Genomic DNA, 26,242 nt, shown 5'->3' with positions numbered 1-26,242 from the left:
GCTACTCGGCCGAATTCAGCGCGATCAGATGCTGGCGCAGGTTCTCGCGCCGGCTGAGGCCCAGCTTCTGGCGGATGTTATTGCGGTGAAAGTCGATGGTGCTGGTCTCCCGCCCCAAAGTGGCCGCGATCTCCTTGGTGGTGCGGCCCATCATGATCAACTGCATGATCTCGGTCTCCGCAGGCGTCAGCTGCTCCAGTGTCTCGGCCAGCTTGGAGGACAGGCTTGAGGTGATGTTCTTGAGATTATCCTCAACCATCTGCAAATAGGCGCTTTGTAGCTCCCGGTCCGCATCCAGATGCCGCAGCTTGGCCACATAGGGCAGCACCATGCCCTTGATCTGCTGCACGATCTGCTGCTCGGTCTCGTGGCGCGAGGCCTCGACATTGTCGATCAGCACGCGCAGCGCGGTATTGGCATCCTCCAGCGCGGTGGTGCGGCGTTTGATGGTGTCTTCACGCGCCCGCACGGTCTCGCGCAGCTCGGCCTGGGCCTGTTTGCGCTGGGCGACTTCCAACAGCAGCGCCAGATCGCCCTCGACCACCCGGCAGAACTCCTGCAGGCCTTTGCGGAACATCAGCGCCCGTTTGTTGCGGCGGGTGTCCAGCACGCAGATGGTGCCGTAAACCTCGCCGTCCGGCCATTTGATCGGATAGCCGATGTAGAATGACATGGCGTGCTCCATGTCTTCGTTGTCCTGCCAGCGGGGGTCGCACTGGGCGTCCTCGACCACCAGTTCGCCATCGGCCTCGAACACGCCGAAGCAATAGAGCTTTTCATTCAGGTGGTATTTGCGGCCCGGGTAATAGGGATTGTTGTCAGCGGAGTTGGAGACCTTGACCCGGTGGTCCAGATCCACAGTCGCCATGATCAATGCGGCGGGCACATCGGTCAGCTCTGCCACCAGGTCCACCACCCGCTGCCATTTGGCCTGGGTTTCAGGTGTGATTGGGGGTTTGTCCATCGTCATAGCGCGTCTCCCTGGCCCGGGAGGCTAGGGCAGGAGCGGCACATCACAAAGGCAAAATTGCGGGAGGGGATCAGAACCCGGCGCCAGTCCCCTGCAGCACGCCATGCTCCAGCGCGTATCGGGTCAGGCCGGCGGTGGAGGAAATGCCCAGCTTGCGCTTGATGTTCTTGCGGTGCGTCTCAACGGTTCTGACCGAGATATCAAGCGCTTGGGCGACTTCCTTGTTGGATTTTCCCTGTGCCAGCTCCAGCAGGATGGTCTGTTCACGGCCCGTGAGCGCCTCGCGGCTGTCGCCACCCTTGGGCTTCAGCGAACCCGCGGCCCCGGTGCAAAGATAGGTCTGCCCCTTCATCACCGCATCAACGGCCTGTTTGATTTCTTCTGTGGGCACATCCTTCAGCACATATCCCATGGCGCCATGGCTGAGCGCGGTGGAGATATATTCGGCGCTGTCATGCATCGACAGGATCAGGATGCGGGTGCCGGGGTGCTGCTCCAGAATGATCTCGGTCGCACTCAGCCCGCCAAGATTGGGCATGTTCAGATCCATCAGCACCACATCCGGCGCCAAAGTGCCCATCTGCTCCACCGCGTCGCGCCCGTCAGTCAATGAGCCGACGACCTCGATATCGTCATAGCTTTCCAGGATCGACTGGATGCCCTCGGCGACCATCGGATGGTCATCCACGATCAGAACTTTCACCGGATCAGCCATCATCCCCCCAACGGCAGATTTCCATTGCTAACGAGGCCCCGCAGGCCGCTGCACCCTCCCCAGGTCTACGGCAATTGCACGGGCGTTCCCTCTTCACCCGGCGGCAGCAGATGGCTCAGAGGCAGGCTTGCCTCGATCACCGTGCCGCTTTGGGTGCCTCGTGATGACAGAATGCGCAAGGCCCCGTCAAGCTGCTCAATCCGTTCCTGCATATTGCGCAGGCCAATGCCCGGCCCGCTGCGCGCATCGCGCGGCGGCAGCCCGCGGCCGTTGTCAGAGATCCGCATGGTCGCACCGCGGGTGTGGCCGCGCAGGTCTATACTGACGTTGGACGCCTCGGCGTGGCGTTCGATATTGGTCAGCGCTTCCTGCGCAATCCGGTACAGTGCGATCTTGGCATCCTGATCCAGCCGGTTGCGGAACACCACAGTGGAAAACTCTGTCTCAATGCCGGTGCGGGCGGCAAAATCATCCGTCAGCGCCTTCAGCGCTGGGCCCAGCCCCAGATCGTCCAGCACAGCGGGACGCAGGTCGCGGCTGATCCGGCGCACCTCGGTGATCGCAGTCAGCAGGTTATCGGCGCCTTTCTCCAACGGTGCCGCAGCACCGTCGCTGTCACCGCGGGACAGCCGCCGCCGGGTGTTGTCCAGCGCATATCGCACCCCGACCAAAAGCTGGCTGATGCCGTCATGCAGCTCCCGCGCTACCCGGCCGCGCTCTTCCTCCTGGGCGTCGAACACCCGCTGGGTCAGCTCCTTCAGCTTGGCATCCGCCAGCCGCCGTTCGCGCAGGTTCAGGAACATGCCGGAGGCAAAGACCAGCACCAAAGAAACCAGAGTGATACCACCGATATAGAAGAATGTGCGCTGCACCCGGGCCTCAACCTCGGCCCGCGACGCGGCAACCGAAGCCAGCACATCGTCAATGAACACGCCGGTGCCGATCGCCCACTGCCAATCCTGCAGCCCCAGCACATAGGCGATCATCTGCGCCTCTTCCCCGGTTGAGGGTTTCTCCCAGGTGAAGCTGTGCCAGCCTGCACCGATCCGGGCCAGGCGGATGAACTCATCCACCACCGGCACCCCGGTGCTGTCGGTCAGCCCAGCCCAGTTGCGGTTGATAAATTCAGTCTGCCGCGGACTGACCAGATTGGTGCCGTCGTAGTCATAGACAAAGAAGAACCCGTCCTTGCCGTAGATCATCGCGCTGAGGATCTGGGTGACCCGTTCTTTGGCTTCGGCATCATCGGGGGCGGCCAGCCCGTAGATATGGGCAAAACCATTGCGCGCCTGGGTCACGTAGTTGCGCAGCTCGGCCTTCTTGGCCTCCAGCAGCTGCAGTTCCAGCGCCTGAATTTCACGTTCGGCGAGGCTGCGCGACTGATAACCCACCAACACAGCAATCGCAGTGCCCGCCACAATCAGCGGCAGGGTCGTCAACAGCGACAGCTTCTGCGCATAGGTGGGGCGCAGCAGGTATCGGAACAGGCGCATAAGCAGGTCCCCGGAATTGGTCAGATTCTTGTACCGAATCATTTTGCAGCCGCCCAGAGGAATCACATGGGCAGGAGGTATTTGCTCTTAGGGCGGGAGTGATCCCCTGGGGATTCGCGCCGGGAATGCAGGAACTTTCCAGCGAATGCCCTCAAAAACGTGCCGTTCTACGCAGTACTAGGTATTCACATAAAATTCATCGCCGCTAGGCTGGCCGCACTCGAACCGATCCGCCCGGGGGGGACCTTCCGGGCAATCCGAAGAATAAATGGGAGGAATAATTAATGGATCGCCGTTCTTTTTTGAGAACTTCCGCGCTGGGCGGGACTGCCGCCGCAGCCGGCACGCTGGCTGCACCGGCCTATGCCCAGGGCAAGCGCACCCTGACCATGGTCACCACCTGGGGCCGCGGCCTGGCGGGTGTGCATGATTCCGCGCAGTATGTTGCCGATGCCATCACCGCCATGTCCGGCGGCGACCTGACCGTTGATGTGAAAGCCGCAGGCGAACTGGTCGGTGCGTTCGAAGTGTTCGACGCCGTGACCGCAGGCCAGGCCGACATGTACCATGGTGCCGACTATTATTTCACCGGCCAGCACCCGGGCTATGCCTATTTCACTGCCGTGCCTTTTGGCATGACCCCGCAGGAACTGACCAACTGGTACTACCATGGCGAAGGCCATGCGCTGCATGACGAGCTGGGCCAGATTTTCGGCCTCAAGTCCTTCATCGGCGGCAACACCGGCCCGCAGGCCGGCGGCTGGTACAACAAGGAAATCAAAGGCCCCGAAGATTTCAACGGCCTGAAATTCCGGATGCCGGGCCTGGGCGGCAAGGCGCTGGGCAAACTGGGCGCCTCCGTGCAGAACATCCCCGGTTCCGAAGTCTATCAGGCGCTGTCCTCCGGCGCGATCGACGGCACCGAGTGGATCGGCCCCTGGGCGGACGAGAAGGCCGGCTTCCAGGAAATCACCAAGACCTACTACACCGCAGGTTTCCACGAGCCGGGCGCGGCACTGTCGGTTGCCACCAACCGCGATGTGTTCGAAGGCCTGTCGCCTGCGCACCAGAAGGTCATTGAAATGGCGTCCGCCGCCGGCCACCAGTGGAGCCTGGCGCAGTTCATGAACAACAACGGTGCGGCGCTGCAGCGCCTGCAGTCCGGCGGCGTGAAAACCCTGGAATTCCCGGACAGCGTCTGGGATGCCTTCGGGTCCGCCACCAAGGACACCCTGGACGAGTTCATGGGCGACGAATTGTTTGCAAAAATCCGCAGCAGCGTCGAAACTTCGATGAAGGCCTCCTCGGGCTGGATCACCAAATCCGAAGGCGCCTACCGCGTTCAGCGCGACCGCGTCCTGGGCTAATCTGCCTGAAAGGCATCAATCGGATCCTCCGCCGCCGCGCGGGGGATCCACATGCAGTTGCTGAAACTGCGGGACGGCCGGCAGACGCCGCGCGCCCAACCCGCTAACGGCAGCTTCGCAGCAATCTTCCCGGGGGAAATATGCAGGAAGAGAGTGGCATCACCTTCTTTGGCGCAATCTGGGGCGGGCTTGTCTGGCTGATCCAGAACATCGCCGGCGCCTTTTACAATTTCGGCTATGCCGTCACCCATCCGCAGCTGTGGCTTGACTGGTCCGACAAAGCCTCGGTCATGCGCTTTGTCTACTACGGCGGCTCGGTCGAGTTTTTCTTTGTCGTGTTCACCGCCTTCCTGGTGCTGACCGCTATCGGGCTGTACTTTCGCAATGTCATGTGGGGCATGGTGCGCGGGCTGGAAGGGCTGGCCAATACTGTCGGCCGCTTTTTTGCCTGGGCTGGCCTTTTGATGGTCTTGCAACAGATCATCATTGTCTTCATGCAGCGCGTGTTTGCCCGGCCCGACATCAGCTTTGGCTTTGGCATCCCGTTCAGCCAGGACATCAGCTGGTTTGCCGAGGAACTGAAGCTTTACAATGCCTTGGTGGTCTGCCTTTGCGTGACCTACACCTTTGTGCAGGGCGGCCACGTGCGGGTGGACCTGATCTATTCCGGCATCAGTTTCCGCGCCAAGCGGGTGGTCGACATGCTCGGTTCGCTTTTGTTCATGATGCCCACGGCAGTGCTGACCTGGATGTACGGCTGGTTCTTCCTGTGGCGCCACCTGATCGTGCCGAAACCTTCGGCCTCAGACAGCCTGGACCGGTTGGTGATGAAATCCCGCGCCCTGCGCTGGAATGTGGAAACCATCGGCTTCAGCCCCAACGGGTTCAACGCCTATTTCCTGTTCAAGATCCTGCTGGTGCTGTTTGCGGGCCTCGTATTCCTGCACGCCATTGCCTTTTTCTACCGCTCTTATCTTGAGTTCGTCGAAGGCCAGGGCAGCGAAAACAAATACCTCGACAAGGACAGCCTTGGAGAGGGTGAAGAAGCCTACGAAGGCACGCACTAAAGGGACGTCAGAAAATGTTGTTTGGACTTGATGGCGTCGAAATCGGCCTGCTCATCGTATTCATGTGCCTCTTCGGGGGCATCCTATCCGGCTTTCCAGTGGCCTTCGCCATCGGCGGCGCCGGGATCATCTCATTCGGGATCATCGCGGCGCTGGACAGCTCCGGTATCCTGATCCACCAGGCCATCGACACCTCGTCGCAGGCCTACCGCGATCTGGTGAATTCCGGTATCAGGCCGGATAAGGTTTCGGTCTTCCGGTATCCGGACCTGCCAACACTGGCGGAACCTGTGTTCACCCAAGGCTGGGAAGTGGCGCTGGACCGCAATGTCTCCTTCATCGTTAACCGGATGAATGAGAGGGTTCTGGCCGGTGCTTCGATTGAAACCCTGCTGGCGGTTTTGATGTTTGTTCTGATGGGTATCACCCTGGAACGTTCCAAGATCGCCAACGATCTCCTGACCACCATGGCGCGCGTCTTTGGCCCGCTGCCCGGCGGTCTGGCGGTGTCGATTGTGGTTGTGGGCGCGTTCCTTGCCGCCTCCACCGGCATCGTCGGCGCCACCGTGGTGACCATGGGGCTCTTGGCGCTGCCCACCATGCTGCGCAACAACTACTCGCCGGAACTGGCAACCGGCGTGATTGCGGCCTCGGGCACCCTGGGCCAGATCATCCCGCCGTCCATCGTGATTGTTCTACTGGGCACGCTCGCGGGCGATCTGTATTCCACCGCGCAGGAAACCCGCGCAATGGAGGCGGGCTGTTCCGATGCGCTGACCTATCTGGGCGAGCCTGCAGTGGTGTCGGTCGGCACCTTGTTCCAGGCGGCGCTGCTGCCGGGTATCCTGCTGGCGCTGCTTTATGCCACCTATGCCTTTGGCTATGCGCTGCTGAATCCGCATAAGGCCCCGGCCGTGGCGATGGAACCCGGCACTGGCGAGGTGATCACCCGCAGTGAAGGCCTGACCTGGTTCCTGGCGGTTCCGGCGGCTTTGGTTGGCGGTGCCATCCTGCTGGGCAGCTTCAACGTGATCGGCAGCCAGAACATCACCGTTTCGACATTCTCGGACGCGGGCGAGACAGCCTCCCTGCGCACCAATGTCGGTGCCGAGTGCAAGGCCGCGATGATCGACCTGCACGGGCAGGAGGATTGGGACGCCGCTGTGGCCGAACAGGAGGCGATCGAGGCTGCTGGCGGTGTGACCCTGTCAGAACGGCTGAGCGAGGATGAAATCATCGCCGCCCGTGATGCCAAGATCGCCGCCGCCGCGCCGATCGGCACCGGCATTTCGGTGATCATGATCCTGCTGGGGCTGGTGCTGGCCTTTGGCCGCGGTGTGGCGCCGTCGCGCGATGCCAAGCCGCTGATCCTGGGCGCCATCGGCGTGCTGCTGGTTGCGCTGGTGGATCTGGTGGCAATTGCACCCACGACCTCGGCCGGTGTCACTGTGCTGTGGATTGCACTGCCGCTGCTGCTGGCGCTGTGGGGCTGCCGCGAGGCCGCTGCGCGCTGCGCCGGAAACGATCTGATCCGGGTGGTGTTCCCGCCGCTGGTGCTGATTGTTGCGGTGCTGGGGTCGATCCTGGGCGGCATCACCAACCCGACGCCCGCTGCGGCGCTGGGGGCAGGCGGTGCCATCATGCTGGCGGCCTACCGCAAGCTGCAGGATCAGGGCCGTTCCGGCAAGATTATCATCTGGTCCACCTTTGCGGTCATGCTGTGCATCCTGGTTGGCATGAATTTTGACCTGCGGGTGAACCAGGGCGGCGTTTCCCTGGAAAGCTGGATTGCCTTCTTTGTGGCCTATGGCGCCTATCTTTTTGCGCTGTTCGGGTTGCTTTACGGCTGCTGGGTGCTGTTCAAATCCGGCGTGCTGTCACCGATTGTGCGTGAAACCGCCAAGGTGACTTCGATGGTGTTCACCATCCTGATCGGCTCGCAGTTGCTCAATCTGGTGGTGATCTCCTTTGGCGGCGAACACTATATCCAGCAGTTCCTGAAGAGCTTTGACAACGAGATGACGGTCTTTTTGATCGTGATGCTGGTGCTGTTCTTCCTGGGTTTCGTGCTGGATTTCCTGGAGATCATCTACATCGTGATCCCCATCGTCGGCCCGGTGATCTATGGCGGTTCGTTTGATCCGAAATGGGTGACCATCATGGTGGCGGTGAACCTGCAGACCTCGTTCCTGACGCCGCCTTTCGGCTTTGCGCTGTTCTATCTGCGCGGGGTTGCTCCCAAGGAGGTGACAACGGCCCATATCTACCGCGGGGTCGCGCCGTTTGTGCTGATCCAGGTGGTGGGCATCGGCATCTTGTGGGCCTTCCCAGCGATTGTGACCATCGTGCCGGCGCTGATTCCGAACTGACCAGGGCAACGGGAATAGTTAAACGGAAAAGGGGCCCCATGCGGGCCCCTTTGCTTTTACAGGGGGAGGGGCGCTGCCCCTCAGCGCCTGTGGCGCATTCACCCCGGAGTATTTGCAGAAAGATGAAACGAGGCGGCGCCGGTATCAGGCGAACTGGATCAGGTCCCAGCGATTGCGGAAAGGATCGCGCCAGACCGCAACGGTGCCATAGGGTTCATGGCGCGGCTGTTCCTCGAATATGACGCCCTGAGCCTGCATCGCCGCGTGGTCGCTGGCAAAGTCATCTGAAGCCAGGAACAATCCGACGCGGCCGCCGAACTGGTTGCCGATGGCGGCCTTCTGTTCTGGACCATCGGCACGGGCCAGGATCAAGCTGCCCTGGCTGGCGCCCGGCGGCAGGATACGGACCCAGCGTTTGCGGCCCTGATCGATATCCTCGGCCAGCTGCCAGCCGAGGCGGCCGCAGTAAAATGCAATTGCTGCGTCGTGATCCGGCACCACCAGTGAAATGGCGTGAATATGCTGCATCAGCGGCTTCGATGGATAGGCTGTTCGGGCAGCTGAATATTGGCGACCTGTTCGGCAATCGGATCGGTGGACAGCGGATGGCCGGCGGCTTTGAACTCAGACGGGTCGGACATCTTTTTCCATTCGCTGCGGTGATAAATTTCCAGGCCTGCGAACTTGGCCTTGTAGCTCATCTTCTGGCTGCCGGGCACCCAGTAGCCGAGGTAGACATAAGGCAGCCCGGCCTCGCGCGCGATGGCGATATGGTCGAGGATCATAAACGTGCCCAGCGAATTCTGCGGCTGGTCCGGGGCGTAGAAGGAATAGACCATGCTGAGCCCATCCTCCAGCACGTCGGTCAGCGATACCGCCGTCAGCTTGTTGGATCCGGCCTCAGCATATTCCACAACCCGGCTGCGCACCGGCGTTTCTTCAATCATAGCCGCGTATTCGAAGACATCCATATCCGCCATGCCGCCATCGGCATGGCGGCTGTCAAGATAGCTGCGGAACAACGAAAACTGGTCCTCGGTTGCCCAGGGCGAGGTTGCACGCCGTTCCAGATGCGCATTGCGTTTAAGCGTGCGTTTCTGGCTGCGGGTGGCGGTAAAGGCCGCCACATCGATCCGCGCCGACAGGCAGGCAGAGCATTCCGAACAGGACGGCCGGTAAAGCACGTTCTGCGAGCGTCTGAAACCCTGTTGGCTAAGGCTGTTGTTCAGCTGCTCCACCCCGTCGCCCTGCAGCGCGGTGAACAGCTTGCGCTCCATCCGGCCCTCCAGATATGGGCAGGGCTGCGGCGCCGTCACATAAAACTGCGGTGCAATAGGAAGGGTATGGCGCATCAGAACTCTTCAGCAGTTTCACAGGACAGACGGGACGGTTCGCAACGTTGTCCCATGATGATAGCAACGCGGTTCCAGTGCGCCAAGTGGACTTGTGGAAAATGGTTTAACAGGCTCTTGCGTTGGAAGGCGGGCAGACAGCCCCGATTGTTCAATATCTGTCAGGAGTTGCGCCGCTGAAAGCTTCGGCAAGAGCACTTGCGCAGACCGCGGCGCCTTTGCGCCCTTAAGCCCGCATCCGGGCGTGCCTGTTCTTTCTGCGTCATCCGGCGTTCCGTTTCTGCCCTATCTTCAGGCCTTGCAGCGACTCCAGAATTTTGGTTTGCGGGCTATGCCTTACGGCCAGGTTTCCAAGATGCGTTTGTCCAAACTGCCCATCTTACGCGGCTTGGATGCTTATGCATGAGATCGCTTAAAATGTTGAAGATTTGGGTGCGGGGTCAAGCAGGTTTTCAGGCGTATGTGTCCTAAAACCTGGTACTCCTGGTTGGACACAAGGCAGCTTAGCAAAGCCTTGCCCCTGTGTGTTCCGGAACAGGCCAGGGTCCGTTACACCCGGCGGTTCAGCATCGCGGTGCCGAGGAAATGGTCAGTCAGGCCTTGGCCGCGCGAGGAGGTCAGCATCAGGATGACCGAGATCACCTGCAGGACCGGCAGCGCCAGCGACAGCGAGTAGCCTGCGGTGTGCAACGCGGCCAAGCCGCTGTCGAGCCGCTGGCCGGAACCGTCGCGCAGTTCAATCCCGGCAAAGCGCATGCCCCAGGTGGCAGAGCCATTGGCAATGGTCACGGTCCGGTAGGCAAACCCGGCAGCCAGATACAAAAGCGGCCAGATCAGCAGCCCGGTAAAGGCCGTCAGCACCACTGCGGCGGCGCTGATGGCAAAGATCAGAATGCTGTCGATGATCCAGGCGATCAGCCGTTTGGCGGGTACGGATGTATAAAATTCTGCCTGGTAGTCGGGGTCGGGCAGGGCGGTCATATGCAGAAGTCCTTTGCGCTGCAGGGGCTATGAGGGGCAGAGATGGGCCGAACCGTTTCCCCGCCCGGTCAAGGGGCGGGGCAGCCGGAGTCTTTGCGGGCCGGGCAGATCAGTGGCTCTTGGGGTCGCCGTTGCCGGCTTCATCTTCCGGATCATCACTGCGGGCGGCGGCTTGCGCGCGCTCATCCATGAATTCGTCAAATTCGGCTTTGTCCTTGGCTTCGCGCAGGCGCTGCAGGAAGGCGTCAAAGTCGTGCTGCTCCTGCTCCAGGCGGTTCAGCGTGTCTGCCTTGTAGGCATCAAAGGCACTGTTGCCCGAGGGTTTCATTGCAGAATACCCGTGGCGCGCCCATGACTTGCGGTGGCGGCAGGAGGATTTGCTGAACATGCGTTTGCTCCAGATCATGTAGAAGAGAAGGGCCAGGCCCACTGGCCAGAAGAACACGAAGCCCAAGACCATAGCGGCGATCCAGGCGCCTTTGCCCTTGCTGTCCAGCCAGGCTTCGCTGCGGGAAAACCAGCCCTGCACGGGTGCATGGGGGGCGGTAGGGGTGAAACTCGTCATCAGGGTCCTCCTGGTTGCAGTGAATGTAAATCTCTTTCACATTATAGCATATCGGAAGCCAGTGGGCAGGGTTCAAGAGGGGATGTGAAACTTTTTTACATTCGCGTGAAGCGGGACGTAACCGGCGTATGTGTGTAGCTGCGGCGTGTATGTAGCGGTGTAGCGGGACACTTCGCGTTGCAGTGCGGGACACTTCCCGTTGCAGCAACTCACTTTCGCGAATTCCCTACTTTTTATGCCCAAAACCAGCGCTTAGCCAGTCCGGATTTGCGCCGGTTCCGCGATTTGACGCTGCAATTTTGGGACACTTCGCGTTGCAGTACGGGACACTTCCCGTTGCAATACCCGGCAATCCGCCGCCCAAACCGTAAAAAAACGCCGGGCGGCGGAGGGTTTTTAAGGGCGCTTAAAGGGAGTGTTTTACGGGTTGGGCGGGACCTTGCCGCCGTTCGCAGCAGGTGCAGCCCAGGCGGAACCGTGTGGCGGCAATGCGCAGGGAGGAGACTTTGCAAACTCAGCGACAAGATCGGACCCGTCGCTGTCGTATGCTGCGGTGCCGCCCTCAAGAGCTGACGTTCGCGGCGGTCGCAGCATGCTTCCTAGGGCGACTGGCAACATCGCGGACATGCCTGATCAGACTATCGCGGTCGAGCGCAAGATCATTGGACAGGTGCGACAGATGATGCTGAGCAGATTGAGGTGGATAAATCTGAAAGGCAGGCTCCACATAAAGTTGTTTGCGCGGGGCCTCTCGCAAGATATAGGATAAAATTTACTCCGCATCATGAAAATCCATACGTATGGTGCTCTAAGAGATACCTTTGTCTAAAACTGGTTTGTGCATGAGCTACAGCAACTCCAACATTGATAGAAACAACTTCTCTTGGTTCAAGAAGGACAACTCCCGCGCTACTCTAGCATCTATTGAACTGGTCAAGGGTAACGTTCGCGGGCTTGGCCTCTTTAAGGCTGAGTTTGACTATCCCATCACGGCCTTTGCTGGCTCCAATGGCTCCGGCAAGTCCACTATGCTAGCATTAGCAGCCTGTGCATTTCATAATACCCGAAAGGGCTTCAAGCCCCCGCTTAGATCGAAGCCATACTATACCTTCAGTGATTTTTTTGTTCAGTCGGCGGATGAAACACCGGTTGATGGTGTGAAAATTCGCTACGGCATCAGACATGACCACTGGAATAGACGTGAACCTGGCCTTGGACACCAATCGAGGAGCAAGAGAAAGGGTGGGCGCTGGAACGATTATTACTCTCGTGTGAACCGAAATGTGATCTACTTTGGCGTTCAACGGGTCGTGCCACATTTTGAGAGGAGCGTTTCAAAGTCCTATCGGTCGAGGTTCAAGCCCGGAAATTTGCCGGAAGAAACCAGAAAAAAGATCGCTAAGATTGCTGGAAAGATTGTTGGCAAAGCTTACGTCGATTTTGACAGCTATCATCACAGCAAGTACTCTCTGCCGATTGTGAACTCTGCCGGAATTTCGTATTCTGGTTTTAACATGGGCGCTGGTGAGAGCGCGGTATTTGAGATCCTAACTGCCCTGTTTCGCGCCGGCGCAGGAACACTAGTTATTATTGATGAAATTGAGCTTGGGCTTCATGAGAAGGCCCAACTGAGAATGATTGAAGAGTTAAAAAAGCTCTGCAAGGAGTTGAAATGCCAAATCATTTGCTCGACGCATTCCTATGCTGTATTGAATAGCTTGCCCCCAAACGCGCGTTTTTTCATAGAAACCATTGGAGCGTCGACGGTTCTTACAAAGGGCATATCTGCCGATTTTGCTTGCGGGAAAATGGGGAAAGCTGACGCCGAGGAACTCGATATTTTTGTAGAAGACGAGAATGCTGGATCAATTCTCCAGCAAGTATTGCCTCTGGAAGTTAGAAAGCGATGCCGTATCAAGCCCATAGGTTCACATAGTGCTGTGCTTAGACAATTGGCGAGCCGATCAATGGAAGGCGTTGACAACTGCATGTGTGTACTCGACGGGGACCAATCCGGAGAATTGGCTGGCGGATTGAAAAGTGTTGTGAATGCAACTGAAGCAAGCACACAGGAAGATAAGGACGCAGTGAAATCTTGGGCGGAGAAGCGAGTGTCCTTTTTGCCTGGCGACACTTGGCCAGAAAAATGGTTGCTTAGTGAAGCTGTCGACTTTCTTGAGAATGACCTTCTTGGCGATCCCAGCAAAACGGCGATCATGTGGGGATTAGAAAACGACGATCAGGTATTGGAGCTATTGAAAGCGGCACTTCTTGCGGACAAACACGACGAGTTTTTCGAGCTTGCGGAGGCGGTTGAACTAGACCCAGAGCGCGTGCGCCAAGATGTTTGTCGTTTGGTGACTATGGCAAAGCCTGAGATTTTTTCAGATCTTATAGCGACCATTAAAGGCAAGTTGCCCTGACAGTAGCAGAAATTTGCGGGATAACTGCCTGCTTTGCGCGCAGTGTTGCGCTATTCGGTCAAGCAAAAAAGATTGGAGTGGGATCAACCTTCCATGCCATTCTAAGGTCCGCTTCCTGCACTCCGCTGCCCCCGTGCATACCGCAGCATCACATGAGGCAGCTTTGCCCTGCCGAGGGTCCGCTTCCGGGAAGAAGACCTGGATTTTCGCACCGGCAGCATCTTGGGTGCGACACCCCTTGTCTACGGCCGCTTCGGGCTGCAACCGGCCCGGGCCTCCCGTTTCCGGGAGGCGGTTTGTCTCAGCTTTCAGCAGCGGGGCCGGCCATGGCTGCATCAAATGCGGCCCGCACAGCAAACCCGGCCAGATCTGCATCGCTGAGTGCTGCAATCTGCGCCTCCACAGCTTCTTCCGCATCAAAGCAGCTCTGCACATGGGCCGCGACGGCGGCGGTGATCTGTTCCAGGTCCGCGCGCGTCAGCTTGATCCAGCCATCGGGGGCCTTCCAGGAGAACGGCTCGCTCTTGATGCCCAGTTGCAGAGCAAACAGCGCCTCAGTGAGGTCTTCGCGGGTTGTGCGGTCGGTGCGGGCGTGGAACCCGCTGGGCAGCGTGATGCCGCCGTTTTGGATCTGCCACCGGGTTCCGGCCAGATCGGACAGGAGCGCCGCGCGGGCCGCCGCTGCGACCTGCTCCGCTGTGGTGATTTTCAGGGAGAACGTCATGCTTCAACCTCGCCGGTGCGGATAATGGGATCAGGCACGGGGCCGCTGGCGACGGTGAACGTCGGCGGGACAGCGGGCTGGACCCGCTCTGCGGTTGCGCCGGAATAGATCCATCGCAGTTGCACACGCAGCCCGCCATCGGTTCGCTCAATGCGCCCAATGAAAGGGTGGTTATCGCCTTCCGGTTCGGCAAAGCCGCCATCGGGCACTTCGGACAGATCAAAGGGCACGCCGTCCACAGTGATCACATCGCCGCTCACGCTGGCGCTGGTTTCAGGCTGGCCGGGCAGACCGGCGACACAGATGCAGGTTACTTTCACGATAATCTCCTTATTCCCAACGGCCTATTGCGGTCAGGCTGACAGCGCCCCCCACTCGGGCATCACTGGTGTTCCAGTGGTTGAAAGCGACGTTTAGGTTTGTGGGCGGGCGTGCGGAAACGAAGGTGGCATCTGAGTTTGTCCGGCCCGCGCCGTACACAACAAGGCCGGAAGCAGTTGCAAACACAGCCGGGAAATTCCAAGTGCTGTCCGCCGCAGTGGAGCTGGGCGTGACAGTATGGGTGCAAATCAGCGTGCCGTCAGCAAAGCGCACATACTCGCCATTGGGGCCGCTGCCACGATCCGGGTCCATCCGCCGCCAAGCGCTCCAGCCACCAGCGGCACCTGTCCGCAGGAACATCGCGCCGTCATGGGAAATGGCCAGCTGCATGTGATCGCCCGCGAGACGAATGCGGTGCATGACAATGCCCGCCGTGCTGGGGGCGCCTACAGTCTCAGAGGCGTACCGCACCTCGCCTGAGACAGTCAGGGTGTCCAGATTGTTGCCTGGAGGCTGGCTCAGATTTTCACCATCGACGCCCAAACCAAAGACACCCGAGCCGGAGAACAGGCGCAGCAGCTTACCCTCGGCGGTATCTGCGGAACTGGACTGCACCGCCGCGCCGCTGGCAGCACCTTCCTTGAGGCGGAGCTGCCAATTACCCCCGGCTTTCAGCGCCACCTCATTGCTGGACGGCCAGCCAAGGCCGGTGTCTTCATCGCCAAGCTTGACCACATCGGTGCTGAACTTGCCCTGTCCGGGACCGTCCGCAACAGCTTGAAACGTGCCGGCCAGCGCCTGCACGCTGGCCACCACATCATGCGCCAGCGACATAGTGGGGAACAGCGCATAGATCTGCCCGGCCGCCGTTGCGCCCTGGTAGGCGGGGGTGATTGTCAAAGCCGTGCCGCTGCTGACCGCCAGCACCTCATAGACCCGCCCGTCCGGGCCGACAAAGCCCCAGCCCGCCTGCGCGCTGCCAAAGAAGCTGGTGCCGGTTCCGGTGACGATTGCGCTGCCGTTCACAACGCTGACTGTTCCTGCCTTTGGCCATGCCATAGGGCTGCTCTCCTTATGTTACCTGGAACACTGTCCATTCGATTTTCGGGTTGTTGAAATAGACGCCGCCCTGGGCCTCCAGATCGATTGCCAGGAACACCCGCTGATCGCTGCCGCTGGCCCAATGCGGATCCACCAGGGCGGAAGGGTCCTTGCTCCAGGCCGCTGCCGGTGCGGGGTTGGCGCCGCCGAAGCCATTCCAGCGCGCCCCTGGCTGGATCGATGTATTGAGGGTCCAGAATGTGTTGTTGGGGTCCATGCCGCCCGGTGCAGTGCCGGTGGTGGTGACCGATGCGGCAGCGGCCAGGGCAAACCGCTGCGCCTGCCAGACGTCCAGTTTGCCGACCCGGATGCCGGTATTCACAAAGGCCCAGCGGGCACCGTTGCTGACTGCCCCCGATACCGTGAACGAGCCTTGCGCCAGGACCATGGGCCGGGAAAACACTGCGCCGGCCACTTTCAGCGCGTTGTTCTTGAAGTCGATCTTCACGCCTTCGGTTGGGATCCCGTTTGCGTCCTCCGCATAATCTGGGGAACTCAGGCTTCCCGCAATTTGGGCATTTCCGATTGAGCCTTCGCGGATCGCCGCCTTGCGCATGTAGACGCCCGCAGGCACCAAAATGCCGCCAACGACCGTGTCTTCAGTATAGACCACAAAGGGGCTGCGCTTCTGCGCGCCATCCGCAGAGACAATTGCAAACTTGTCTGCCTGAAACGCAATCTCGGATGCGGGTTCGCCCTGGTCATCCAGATCAGACCGGACCACCATACCCGTCACATGGCCGTTGTTGTCGATGCGCAGGGTGTATTCCCCCATCACGCCATCCACAGTCTGCATGGTCTGCTGAATGCTGGTGCTGTTGTCGCCAACATCGGATTGCAATTGCGTGATCGCCGTGGCCTGGCTGGACACATTCCCTTCGGCACCGCTCACACGGGTGTCCAACTGGCTGAGGGCTGTGGCCTGTCCGGCAACATTGCCCTCGGCATCATCCAGACGGCTGTCCAGGCTGATGAGGTTCTGGCTGTGGCTGGTGATTACACCTTCCGCACTTGTAACCCGCGCATCCAGTTGCGATTGCGCCGTGGCCTGGCCGGAAATACCTCCCTCCGCACTATCCAGGCGGGCCTCAAGGCTGATCAGGCTTTGACTGTGGCTGGTGATCGCACCTTCTGCGGTGCTGACACGGGTTGCCAGCGCGCTGGAAGCGGACGCCTGGGCGGCGATGTCGCCATCCAGACGGACCTCCAAAGCATCAATGCTGCTGGCCAGTGCGGCATCGCCGCTGGCACGCACCAGCTTTTCCGATTCAATCAGCGCCACGCTGTTTTCAATCGCCACGCCCAGCGATGCCGTGATGGCCGCTGTTGCGCTGCGGTCATCATCCACCCGCGCCCGGACATCCTGTGTGGCATAGGCAATCTGGGTTTTCAGGGCTTCGCGCTGTTCATAGGCCAGCAGCAATTGCTCCAGGGTGGCAACATCCTGAGTGCCAAGCTGATCATGCAGGTTGCGCACGTCGCTTACGGACTGGGTGATTGCCGGGCCGTCCAGGGTGCTGATCTGCACCTCTGCCGAGGACAGGCGGCTTTCGGCGGCGTCAAAATCCGCCTGATCCACCTTCAGGGTGATGGCCTCCTGCGCGGCGACGATATCCACTTCCGCCGAACTCAGGCGGGCGTCCATCCCGTCCACTTCGGTTTGCGTGGCCTTGAGGGCGATTGCCGCCTCCGCCGCGTCCAGATCCGCCTCAACCTGATTGACCCGCACCTGCAGCCCTTCAAACACCGGGAACTGGCTTGGATCTGTCAGCGCAATAGAAACCTGCTGGTTGACGTAGGCCTCTGTGGCAGTCAGGGAAATGCGGGATTCTGCGGCGGACAGCCGGATTTCCGCCTCGCTGATCCGTTCGGCTTCCGCAACCACGCCATAGATCCGCACCGTGCCGGTGTCCGGGTCCTGATAAATCCCGGCGTCCGCCATGCGGGCGTCGATTTCGGACAGCTTGGTCAGCGCCCACAACACCTTGTCGCCAATCACCCCCAGCGCTTCAGCAGCATGGAGATTCTGCACATCTCGGATTTCCAGATCACGCTGCACCGCGCTTTCCAGCGGCGCGATCTTGTCCAGGACCAGCTGGTCGTCCAGCGCGGCAGCGGCGGCAGTGGCATCATCGGAAATTGCCTGCCAGGTCTCTTCGGCCAGCATGTCCGGCAGCAGCTTGAACGCGGGTGTGATGACCGGCAGCCAGGCGGTCCACTTGGTGTCCCTGGTCTTTGAGATGGCCCTGCCGCGGGCCTCGTATTCGGTGCTGCCCTGCATCGGTTCCAGGCGGAAGGTGCCCAGCTCCAGATCGGCGGTGCTGGCGCTGAAGCGCTCGTCGTCGCCGTCCTTGACCCGGACCTGGAAGGAAACGCCGTCCGCCGTGAAGGCAAGGGAAGGGGTCCAAACTGCCCGGATGCCTACGCCGCGGACAATGCCGTTTGCGTCCTTGATTTCGATGCCGGAGACGCCAAAGCCCGGCACCCCGGCGTCCTGGGTGACGATGGGTGCAGTGACCTGCGGCAGGTCCGGAGTTTCCAGCGCCAGGTCCGGATCAAAATCACTGTGGTCCCACTCCCGCAGGCTGACAGAGACATTCAGCTTCAGCAGGTCATAGGCCATCTCGGTGATGGTGAAGGTCTTGCCGCTGTAGCCGTACCAGCCAGAAGTGAAACGGGTCTTCAGCAGAGGCCGCAGGTTGGAATACTCCGGCGGCAGCGGCAGCCGGTGGGTACGGAAGCGGCGGTTTTCCTTCAGCAGCGCATTGCCGATCTGGCGCGCTTGCGGGGTGTTGAACACCATCGGCAGCTTCAGATCGAACACACGCTCGCCGCCGTCTTCCGCTTCCCATTCCGGCCGGGTCAGCGTGACCGGCGCGGACGGGTTCCACAGCGCATTGGGGGACGGATGGGTGATTGTGACGGCGTTGAACGCCTTTTCCAGACCGGGGAAGGGATCGTGCTTCCAGCCTTCAGAGACCAGCAGGTCGTCTTCGGTCAGGTCGGCCGCGTAAGTGTCAACTGATCCCACCAGCGGATACCAATAGCCGCCCAGCTCGACAATCTCGGCATTTGCGGCGGCAAAGATCTCCTCAAGGAAATCGGCCGGCGGTTCTTCAAAGCGGATCTCCATGCCGCCGCGGAACTGAGGCCGGTTGTTGCTGCCCACGCCCAGGTCGCAGGCGTCCAATGCGGCCGCCCATTCGGTGTAAGGCATGTCCCCGGCCGGAAAGCCGCCGCCCCAGACAGAACCGCAGGGCAGGGTGATGCCGCGCATGACGGTATAGGCCATGACCATCAGGTTTTCGGAGGGCTGCCAGGTGGTTTGATCATCCCAGCGCTGGGGTCCGCTGCCCCCGGCGGTGCTGTCCTGGCGCACGTCATAAAAGCCCGGTCCGTTCAGCTCAAAGCGGACCTGCGGCCTGCCGTTCGGATATTGCTTGTCGCTGCGGTAGAAGGTCAGAACCGCATAGTTAAGGCCGGTCAGGATGTGGTCATTTGTCCAGGGCCGGTCCGGGTCCGCGCCGTATAGCTCCACCAGGCGCGGGTCCCCGGCCAACTGGCTGCCGTCATAAAACCGGATCCAGCCGTATCCCCAGCCGTCATCAGCGACTTTGTTCAGGATCTGGTAGCCGACGTTCGGGTCCCAGTCGGTGCCGATCTCCGAGTATTCGCCGTCGATGATCAGGCGGCGCAGGCTGGCGCCGGGGAGGTCGCCCAGCTCAATCACATGGGTGAGGTAAACCCGGTTTTCGCCATGGCTGTTCTGATAGACCAGATGGCCTGCTGTGGCGAAGCGGCCAACAACGGAACCCTGCGGATCTGTCCCGCCGGTCGTGGTCGCCGAGGTCTGAATGCCTGGGCGGCGCTGCTTGCGCTGCTGGAACTTTTTCAGCAGCAGCGAAATGCCTGTGGAAACCAGCGTCCGCAGCGCAAAGGCTGCGATTGCATTGGCGGCAACATATGCCTTGAAGGCGGTGCCGAGTGCCACCAGGACAGCCCCGACCGAGGCGGCTTCGGCGGGCTGGCACAGCACCAGCAGGAACAGCAGGGCATAAGACAGCAGCTTCATGGCCGGAACACCCGTTCCGCCCGGTCAAGGTGCAGGTAGTCCAGCCCTTTGAGGCCCAGAACATGGATCTGCGGACCGCCGATGATCCCCAATGCGGTGTGGCCGCCCTCGCTGATTGCGGCAATGTCGCCCGGCCGGGAACTGCCCCAGCCGTCGATTTCCGCCAAATGGGCCGCGGCCAGGCCGTCCAGATCCCGGTAGCCGGCGCCCTTCAGCTTGGCGCGGCCTTCGTCCAGGCTGCGGTATTTGCCGCGCCAGGCACTGGCCAGGTCAACGCCCGTGCAGGCCTTCGCCCAGCCTGCCGCAAAGAACGCGCAGTCAAACCGCGACGGCTTCAGCACGCGCTTGGCAGCCCGGATGCCGCTCAGATAATCCAGCAGGAGTTCCGCCCGGTTCTGCATCAGGTTCCCCATGGCACGGGCCATTCACCGGCCACATCGCTGTATTCGCGGCCCCGGTCATCCGCGTTGCGGCGCTGCAGTTCAGAGTTTGAGCGTTTCAGCGGCAGGCCCTGGGTCAGCTTGCGGGCGGGCGATACCAGGACAAGCTGGGTAAAGCTGGGTCTGCCCTTGCCGCCCAACTCCTCCGGCGCCTCATTTAAAACGCCCTTAAACATGCGTTTAACGGGGGGCATCAGAGTGCCGGTGTCCAGGTCGAAGACTGCGGAATGGATCTGCACTTCGGCGTGGCGGGGGTCATATTGCTGCAGGAGCTGTTTCACCTCGTCCAGCATCGGCGGCAGCTTGACCCGGTACTGCCGCACCTGGAACCCCGGCGCAGCAATGATGGGCGGAACATCGATCACGGCACCCGCGCCGTAGTAGGTGCGGACCTCGCCGTCGATCAGGAATTCCTGATGATCATCGCCGGTCCAGAACCCCAGGGTTTCCGGGGCGCCGGTGGTGCGGTTCCTGGCCTGAAACCACAGAAGGACGCGGGCGTCGGTGCCGCGGCGTTCTGCGAGCTGCTGCTGTGCTTGTGCGGAATAGCTCATGGTTACCTCAGCGTCTGCAGCCAGTTGAACGAGCCGCCTTCGGTCACAGCCGAGCGGCCCTCGCCGTACTGGGCGGTGGTGAGGGTGGCCTTCAGGACCGGGTTGCCCAGCGTGATGGCGGCGCCAAGGGCCGCGCCCGGCCGGATGAACGGGGTGACTTCAATGTCTGCGGCAACACCGGCTCCTGAGGCCACCGCGCCGGTCGCAATGCGGTGGTAGGCGTAGCGGGTTGGATTGGCGCCATAGGTGAAGCCCAGCAGGTCGCCGCGGCTGAGGATGTAGCCCGCAGGCAGGCCGGAGATATCCAGCTCGCGGTTGTTCGGGTTCAGCGCCTCGATGACAGGCGCGGAGCTGCCAAGGATGAATTTTTCCGGGTCGGCCGCCGGGTGCGGCTGGCGGGTGTCCCACAGCAGAAATGATGCGCCGGGTTCGTCCAGCAGGGACAGGCGCGCCTCGATGGCGGCAATGGCGCTGTGGTGGTCCTTGTCCAGGACAATGCGCCCGCCCCACAGGCGGCTGCCGAGCCGGTGCTTGATCACGTCGCCGCCATGGGTTTCCGACGTGGTATTGGCGGCACCCGGCCGGGAGGTGATCCGGGCGATGGGCAGGGTGTCAAAGAATTCACTGAGGGGGAGGGGCCAGGCCAGTGCCATCATCAAACCTTGTATGGATCTTCAAGAGTGTCTTTCACGGTCGAGCGGGCGGGGCCTTGGTCGTAGTCCCGGACCACTTCCACGCTGATTTCCGAGGCGCGTTCTTCCACCACTGCCTCGAACATCGGTGAGGGCAGAAGGCGGACTGTCATGGCCGGGCGGGCTTGCCCGGCCGCCGCTGCCGCCGGGGGCGAACCGGCAGCGCCGCCGGGAACAATTCCGCTTGCAAAGCCGGGGATTTCCACGCCGTCATTCATCGCCTGCAGGATCGGGCGGTAGCGGCGGGTGGCCTTGGCGGTGATGACGCTTTCACCGGCAGACAGCCGTGCCAGCACTTTGTCGTCGCGGTTGCCACCATCGCCGTGAACCATGCCAACAGTGCCGTCTGCGAAACCAAACAGCCCAGAGACAAAGTCGCCTAACAGGTCGGTTTCGCCGCCGCCGGAGCCGCCGCCGCCAAACAGGCCGGAACCAATGCCAAGGATCTCCGCAAGGGGACCATTGCCAAATAGAACCGCCTCGGCGGCGGCGCGGATGATTGCTTCTTTGACGCGGTCCCAGGCGTCTGCGGCCGCGTCACCGCTGGACGTCAGCGCGTCGCCCAGATCCTGGCCGGTTGCCTTCAGCCATTCACCGGCCTCTTTGGTCTGATTCAGCGCCTCTTCTTCTTCCAGCCGCTTGCGGATGATGGCTTCAACCGCCTTGCGTTCTGCATCGGTGGCGTCCTTCAGAACATCCCGATGCCGGATCATTTCCTGCATAACCGGGTCGGTTTCTTTCAGGATATCCAGGCGCCGGTCTTCTGCTGCGATCAGCTTTTCAATAGCTTCGCGCTCTTTCTGGCTCTGGCTTTTGCCGCCGCCCCGCTTTTCCCGCGGGTTCGAAGGCAGATCCACGTCCGGCAGGTCCTGGTCGCGGTAAATGTAATCCGGGTTTCCGGCCCCGGCGCCTTCACCGCGCGGGTCGTTGAAATCCGGGTTCGCGCGGATGCGGCCCATGATCTCGTTGCCCTGGGCTTCCAGCAGGTTGGTTTTCAGGCGGTGGGCTTCATCTGCGGCCAGGGTGATATTGCCCGCCATATCGGCATCGGCCACCCCGTTGGCAGCATCCCAGGCCGCCATCAGCTCGGCCTTCAGCTCCTCGGAAATCTCCTGGGCGTCTACCTGCTGCTGATAGGCGCGCCGCTCCGCCTGAAGGCGCAGTTCCGCGGCCTGCAAGCTGCCATCGCCGTGCGTTGCGATAGCCTCCTGCAAAGCCTCTTCGGTCTGAAGCTGGGCAATTGTGTTGCGGGCGGCGGTCTCGATCTTCAGACGCTCGTCCAGATAGCCCTTGGCCGAATTCTGCAGGTTCTGCCACAGCTCGCTGCCGGTGGCCTGCAGCTCCTGCCAGGGCGCTTGGACACGCCCGGCAAAGACTTCCAGATCGCGGATGACAGCCGCCAGGCCTTCATAGAATTCCCGCTGGCTGGCGTTCAGCCCGTCCAGACCGCCAGCAGCCTCCAGAAGCATTTCCCGCACATCCAGCGCGGCGGCCAGCCGCTTTGCAGGATCTTCGCTGCTGTCCAGCAGTTCCAGATTACGGGCAAAAAAATCGCTCAATTCCCGGTGCGTGGACAGCATCGAACTCAGGCCAAGGAAATCACGGGCCAGTCCACGGGAATTGCGTTCATCAAAAAACGAGGTTTCAAGAACCAGGTTGCGGACACTCTCGGCGGTGGCGTCAATTGCCTTTTGCGCGTCGAGCTTAGCCAGGGCCGCCATATCGGCCAGCACCAGGCGCAGTTCGGGGGAGGCCGAGCCGAATTCCTCGACCATTTCAGCAACGCTGAGACGGGTCTTCTGCGACTTGTCACTGAACGCCTCGATGGCGTCCCCGGCCGCTTCGATCCGGTCTTCCAGAGTTTCGGCGGCCTCGGCAGAACCGGTCATCCACTGGATCATCGCTGCGCCCGCAGCAATGCCGCCGATGGTGATCAGGTTCAGTGGGCTGATCATGCGCACCAATGCCTGGCGCATCATGTTTGCCGCATTCGCCGCCCCGGAGTTGCCGAACACTTGGGTGATTTGAGTGCCCTGCTGAATGGCGAGCTGAAGCGGGTTTTGCCCGGCAGCAAGCATGACGCCAATGTCGTTGAATTGGGCCGTCAGGTTGCCGACCTGACCCGCTGCAAGCTGGTGGCTGGCGCCAACAGTGACAGCGTCCCTGGCAACAGAGGCTTCCGCTGCGCTGAGGGCTTGCGTCCGGTTTGCGGCCGCTCCGGAGGCGGTGCCGAGCTGCTTGATTTCCCGCGCGGCCTTGGCTTCCTCAAAGCTGAGGACTTTGGCGGATTTCCCCGCGGCGTCTTTTGCGCCTTTCAACTCCTGCAGCTCCTGAATGCCCTGGGAGGCATCCATCAAGACTTTTCCGGAGAGGACGAAGGGCATGATCAGTTTCCGCTGCTTTCGGCCAGAACGCCGCTTTCAATCATCTGGACCTTGGCAAAGAGGTCCGGGGTCATTTCGGTGCCGCTGAATGCCCAGGCGGCCTGGGCGCCGGGGTAGTTCAATCCGGTGATGCGGCTGCGGCCGTCTGCCAGGGCGATCCGGTTCAACTGGGTTGCGGCGTCCAGAAAGGCTTCCACCGCTTCCGCGTTTTGCCGCCAGACGCCCTCCGGATCAGATTTGCCCGGCCGCCCTGCAGCCATCAGCTCTTTCGGAATGCCCAGGGTTTCGGCGTCTTCGTCTTCCTCGCACCGGGCAGGCGAGCTGCTGAACAATTTGCCCTGCACCCACGCCCGTCCGGCCCAGATCAGTTTCCCGGCAGAAGACCGTTCATGCCGGTGTGATAGGCCGCCATCAGCGCGATCCGGGCGTAGGGCTTGGAGAGGACGGCCTCGCGGATCTCCTCGCTGTAGGGGATGGGCTTGCCGTTTTCCCCGGCCAGTTCATCCATCGTCAGAACAGCCCGGCGCAGGAACTCCTTGGTGCCGTCCGTATCAATCATGGACAACCCGTCGGTTTCGGCATCGTCCAGGGCGTTGAAAGTGGCCTTAAATGTCTGTTCTTCGACACTGTCGCCCTTCGGCACCTGGACTTTCACCGGGCGGGTGAAGGTGGGGTTTTCAAGCACATTGAACACTGGGGTTTACTCCTTTGGGATCAGGTGAGGGTCAGCGACCACTGGCTGTTCAGGGCGGCAGCGCGGGGCACCAGGCGCAGGGGCCATTCCTTGATGCCCTGAGATTGGGACAGCCCCGGCCGCTGCATCTGGGCAGTCGGCAGGTTGAGGGTGGCGATCTTTCCGGCCTCGGTGCCGTGGGTCAGAGCCACGGCGGGCTGGTCCATGTTCATTGCCATCTGGAACGGATTGAAATCCGCCAGTGGCATGGCGTTCACGGTGGTTTCAAACAGTTCCGATTTGTCTGTGATCTGAATGTCTTCGGCACCAACCAGGAAGCGCGGTTCAACCTTGTTGCCCAGGGCCAGCTTGGCTGTCTTCATGACCAGGCTGGTGCCGCCGATGGTGAACACCGGGGTGTTGTTGTGGCTGACCAGCAGCGGCTCGGTCCAGGAGGCCAGATCCACCGCAGGAGGGGCAGTGTCTGTGGGGAGCGTGAACAGGCCGGTGAGGTCGAACTTGATCTTGGGCGTAGCTTGGGCATCAAGCATGAACTCCGCGGTGCCGCGGGTGCCGAGCATGACATAGCGGGTGCCGCCGATGCTGATATGCACGGTTCCAGCCTCCTGGCCGGTCACGATGGGGCTGTATTCAACGGAGGTGCCGGGGGTGATGGTTTCGGCAACGGCGCAGGCGCGCAGCAGCGGCCCCCAGGCCGGGGGCGTGCCCGCCACGCCGGACGCGCTGAGGTCCACAGTCAAGGCCAGCTTGGCGTGAATATCCGTCGGGATGGTGCCGTTGGCACTCATGCCGGGCTGTTCCAGATCGCGATCCTGGTCCTGGCCCTCCATCGGCTTGAAAGTCACATCATAACCCAGGATGGCATTGGCCGCCCCGGTCGGGGTGGCGTCGTCGCCATAGGTGCTTTCCAGCTTGAAAAGGATGCGCTTGTCGCGCCAGTAGATCGGGGCGGCCATTTATGCCTCCTTTTCCTTGCGGGCGGGTTTCGCCGGGGTCTTTGGCTTCGGATCTGCAGCGGGCTTTTCAACCTGCTTCAGTTTGCCGTCAGGCTGGCGGGTGAAGCTGCCGCCGGATTGGGGCAGGGGTGGTTTGCTCATGATGTGACCCTCAGTTCGGTGTTGATGGAAAAGACCAGCTCATAGAGGAGGCGGCCCCCGGTGATGGACAGCAGGCGGCCGCGGTCCACCTGAAACACGCCGGGGCCAGCCTCAGGCGCCCAGCCCGCCAGGGCAGAGGCAACGCTGGTAATGAGCGGGTCCACCTCTTCCAGCGCTTTGGCGCCGGTCTTGGACTGGCTGGGGGCGATCAGCAGAACGGAATAGGCACGGGCCAGCGCCTGGGTGAAAACCCCGGTGCCCGCTTCTGCTTTGCCGCCTTTCAGGCCCGCGGGGGAAACCGTCGCGGTGGCATTCTGCGGCAGGCGGTTGCTCCGGATCATTTCGATCAGGTCGGCCACCGGCTTAGCCCGGTTTGAAAGTGCGGGAACCTGATCGTTCAAGCGGCTGACAATCGCATCCAGCATCAGATGAACCCTTTCAGGTTCTTGGCGGTCAGCGGGCGTTCCCGGTCGGTGACGCGCACGCCATTGCCGGGCTGGGTTGCGGGTTCAACACCAGCAACGGGCAGGCGCACGGTGCCCTTGGCAATCTTTTCCAGAGTGGCAAGCGCCGCCTTGTGCTCATCCTTGATTAATTCGGACGGTGTGTAGCGGTGCAGTTTGTAGATGGTGATTTGCTCGGCCAGCTCGCGGATCAGCGGCGGGGTCTCAGCCATCGGCAGCACATAGCGGCCCTGCAAATGACCGTCGATCAGGGCATCGGTGCCGCTGATCGCCTTTGCCACTACGTCCGCATCGATCTCGCCGGTGGGTTCTTCACCCCGGTCTGTCAGCTCAACCAGCAGGTCCTGCCCGTAGCGGGTGACCAGGTCATCTTGTGCGGCATAGGCCATAGTGCCCT

25 protein-coding genes are annotated in these 26,242 nt (G+C 61.2%); 4 read left to right on the top strand and 21 right to left on the bottom strand.

The window, feature by feature from the left end:
- Position 1: 1 nt before the first annotated feature.
- The 3 genes from K3555_RS12195 to K3555_RS12185 all read right to left on the bottom strand — a co-directional run bounded on the left by K3555_RS12195 (position 2) and on the right by K3555_RS12185 (position 3,178).
- A complete protein-coding gene (locus K3555_RS12195; protein ID WP_259985196.1) occupies positions 2–970 on the bottom strand; it encodes a LuxR C-terminal-related transcriptional regulator in 969 nt (322 codons plus the stop codon).
- Positions 971–1,040: 70 nt separating this feature from the next.
- A complete protein-coding gene (locus K3555_RS12190; protein WP_129370486.1) occupies positions 1,041–1,685 on the bottom strand; it encodes a response regulator transcription factor in 645 nt (214 codons plus the stop codon).
- Positions 1,686–1,750: 65 nt separating this feature from the next.
- Entirely contained in the window at positions 1,751–3,178 is a 1,428-nt protein-coding gene (locus tag K3555_RS12185) for a cache domain-containing protein (protein ID WP_260005350.1), read from the bottom strand.
- 284 nt (positions 3,179–3,462) lie between these two features.
- On the opposite strand from K3555_RS12185, the gene K3555_RS12180 reads away from it, so the two are divergent.
- From K3555_RS12180 to K3555_RS12170, 3 genes are all read left to right on the top strand, one after another.
- On the top strand, positions 3,463–4,545 hold the full coding sequence (locus K3555_RS12180; protein WP_259985194.1) for a TRAP transporter substrate-binding protein: 1,083 nt from the start codon (positions 3,463–3,465) through the stop codon (positions 4,543–4,545).
- A gap of 140 nt (positions 4,546–4,685) precedes the next feature.
- On the top strand, positions 4,686–5,612 hold the full coding sequence (locus tag K3555_RS12175; protein WP_134829615.1) for a TRAP transporter small permease subunit: 927 nt from the start codon (positions 4,686–4,688) through the stop codon (positions 5,610–5,612).
- 14 nt (positions 5,613–5,626) lie between these two features.
- Positions 5,627–7,981: a TRAP transporter large permease subunit gene (locus K3555_RS12170; RefSeq protein WP_259985190.1), complete on the top strand. Its 2,355-nt coding sequence runs from the start codon at positions 5,627–5,629 to the stop codon at positions 7,979–7,981.
- A 144-nt stretch (positions 7,982–8,125) separates the two neighbouring features.
- Here K3555_RS12170 and K3555_RS12165 read toward each other — a convergent pair whose 3' ends face one another.
- The 4 genes from K3555_RS12165 to K3555_RS12150 all read right to left on the bottom strand — a co-directional run bounded on the left by K3555_RS12165 (position 8,126) and on the right by K3555_RS12150 (position 10,879).
- The gene (locus tag K3555_RS12165; RefSeq protein WP_260005348.1) at positions 8,126–8,509 is read right to left on the bottom strand and encodes a VOC family protein; all 384 of its coding nucleotides are present in this window, start codon (positions 8,507–8,509) and stop codon (positions 8,126–8,128) included.
- Positions 8,509–9,333, bottom strand: coding sequence for an arginyltransferase (locus K3555_RS12160; protein WP_260005346.1), 825 nt, complete (start codon positions 9,331–9,333; stop codon positions 8,509–8,511). The genes K3555_RS12165 and K3555_RS12160 overlap by 1 nt, the downstream gene beginning before the upstream one ends.
- A gap of 549 nt (positions 9,334–9,882) precedes the next feature.
- Positions 9,883–10,314 carry an RDD family protein gene (locus tag K3555_RS12155; protein ID WP_134829617.1) on the bottom strand — a complete coding sequence of 144 codons (432 nt, stop codon included), beginning with the start codon at positions 10,312–10,314 and terminating at the stop codon, positions 9,883–9,885.
- Between the two features lie 109 nt (positions 10,315–10,423).
- On the bottom strand, positions 10,424–10,879 hold the full coding sequence (locus tag K3555_RS12150; RefSeq protein WP_260005344.1) for a DUF2852 domain-containing protein: 456 nt from the start codon (positions 10,877–10,879) through the stop codon (positions 10,424–10,426).
- Positions 10,880–11,721: 842 nt separating this feature from the next.
- Between K3555_RS12150 and K3555_RS12145 the strand changes: the two genes are divergently transcribed.
- Positions 11,722–13,302 (top strand): ATP-dependent endonuclease, encoded by a 1,581-nt coding sequence (locus K3555_RS12145; protein WP_260005342.1) that lies wholly within the window; start codon positions 11,722–11,724, stop codon positions 13,300–13,302.
- 301 nt (positions 13,303–13,603) lie between these two features.
- On the opposite strand, the gene K3555_RS12140 is transcribed toward K3555_RS12145, so the two are convergent.
- The 14 genes from K3555_RS12140 to K3555_RS12075 are packed head-to-tail and all read right to left on the bottom strand — an operon-like array spanning position 13,604 to position 26,234.
- A complete protein-coding gene (locus K3555_RS12140; protein WP_259985181.1) occupies positions 13,604–14,026 on the bottom strand; it encodes a DUF4376 domain-containing protein in 423 nt (140 codons plus the stop codon).
- Entirely contained in the window at positions 14,023–14,346 is a 324-nt protein-coding gene (locus K3555_RS12135) for a hypothetical protein (protein ID WP_260005340.1), read from the bottom strand. The genes K3555_RS12140 and K3555_RS12135 overlap by 4 nt, the downstream gene beginning before the upstream one ends.
- 10 nt (positions 14,347–14,356) lie before the next feature.
- On the bottom strand, positions 14,357–15,406 hold the full coding sequence (locus tag K3555_RS12130) for a pyocin knob domain-containing protein (RefSeq protein WP_260005338.1): 1,050 nt from the start codon (positions 15,404–15,406) through the stop codon (positions 14,357–14,359).
- Between the two features lie 13 nt (positions 15,407–15,419).
- A complete protein-coding gene (locus K3555_RS12125; protein WP_260005336.1) occupies positions 15,420–19,520 on the bottom strand; it encodes a DUF1983 domain-containing protein in 4,101 nt (1,366 codons plus the stop codon).
- Positions 19,517–19,945 (bottom strand): DUF6950 family protein, encoded by a 429-nt coding sequence (locus K3555_RS12120; RefSeq protein WP_260005334.1) that lies wholly within the window; start codon positions 19,943–19,945, stop codon positions 19,517–19,519. The genes K3555_RS12125 and K3555_RS12120 overlap by 4 nt, the downstream gene beginning before the upstream one ends.
- Positions 19,921–20,514, bottom strand: a complete 594-nt coding sequence (locus tag K3555_RS12115) for a hypothetical protein (RefSeq protein ID WP_260005332.1) — start codon at positions 20,512–20,514, stop codon at positions 19,921–19,923. The genes K3555_RS12120 and K3555_RS12115 overlap by 25 nt, the downstream gene beginning before the upstream one ends.
- A gap of 2 nt (positions 20,515–20,516) precedes the next feature.
- Positions 20,517–21,167, bottom strand: a complete 651-nt coding sequence (locus tag K3555_RS12110; RefSeq protein ID WP_134829625.1) for a hypothetical protein — start codon at positions 21,165–21,167, stop codon at positions 20,517–20,519.
- A gap of 2 nt (positions 21,168–21,169) precedes the next feature.
- Entirely contained in the window at positions 21,170–23,560 is a 2,391-nt protein-coding gene (locus K3555_RS12105; protein ID WP_260005331.1) for a phage tail length tape measure family protein, read from the bottom strand.
- Between the two features lie 32 nt (positions 23,561–23,592).
- On the bottom strand, positions 23,593–23,934 hold the full coding sequence (locus K3555_RS12100) for a DUF1799 domain-containing protein (protein ID WP_260005330.1): 342 nt from the start codon (positions 23,932–23,934) through the stop codon (positions 23,593–23,595).
- Positions 23,935–23,954: 20 nt separating this feature from the next.
- Positions 23,955–24,284: a hypothetical protein gene (locus tag K3555_RS12095; RefSeq protein ID WP_260005329.1), complete on the bottom strand. Its 330-nt coding sequence runs from the start codon at positions 24,282–24,284 to the stop codon at positions 23,955–23,957.
- A 20-nt stretch (positions 24,285–24,304) separates the two neighbouring features.
- Entirely contained in the window at positions 24,305–25,240 is a 936-nt protein-coding gene (locus tag K3555_RS12090) for a phage tail tube protein (RefSeq protein ID WP_260005328.1), read from the bottom strand.
- Positions 25,241–25,381, bottom strand: coding sequence for a hypothetical protein (locus K3555_RS12085; RefSeq protein ID WP_260005327.1), 141 nt, complete (start codon positions 25,379–25,381; stop codon positions 25,241–25,243).
- Entirely contained in the window at positions 25,378–25,806 is a 429-nt protein-coding gene (locus K3555_RS12080; RefSeq protein WP_260005326.1) for a hypothetical protein, read from the bottom strand. The genes K3555_RS12085 and K3555_RS12080 overlap by 4 nt, the downstream gene beginning before the upstream one ends.
- The gene (locus K3555_RS12075) at positions 25,806–26,234 is read right to left on the bottom strand and encodes a gp436 family protein (protein ID WP_260005325.1); all 429 of its coding nucleotides are present in this window, start codon (positions 26,232–26,234) and stop codon (positions 25,806–25,808) included. The genes K3555_RS12080 and K3555_RS12075 overlap by 1 nt, the downstream gene beginning before the upstream one ends.
- Between the last annotated feature and the right edge of the window lie 8 nt (positions 26,235–26,242).

Origin of the sequence: Leisingera sp. M527, from assembly GCF_025141525.1 — a bacterium.
GTDB lineage: Bacteria > Pseudomonadota > Alphaproteobacteria > Rhodobacterales > Rhodobacteraceae > Leisingera.
This window is presented reverse-complemented; position numbering and strand designations above follow the sequence as displayed.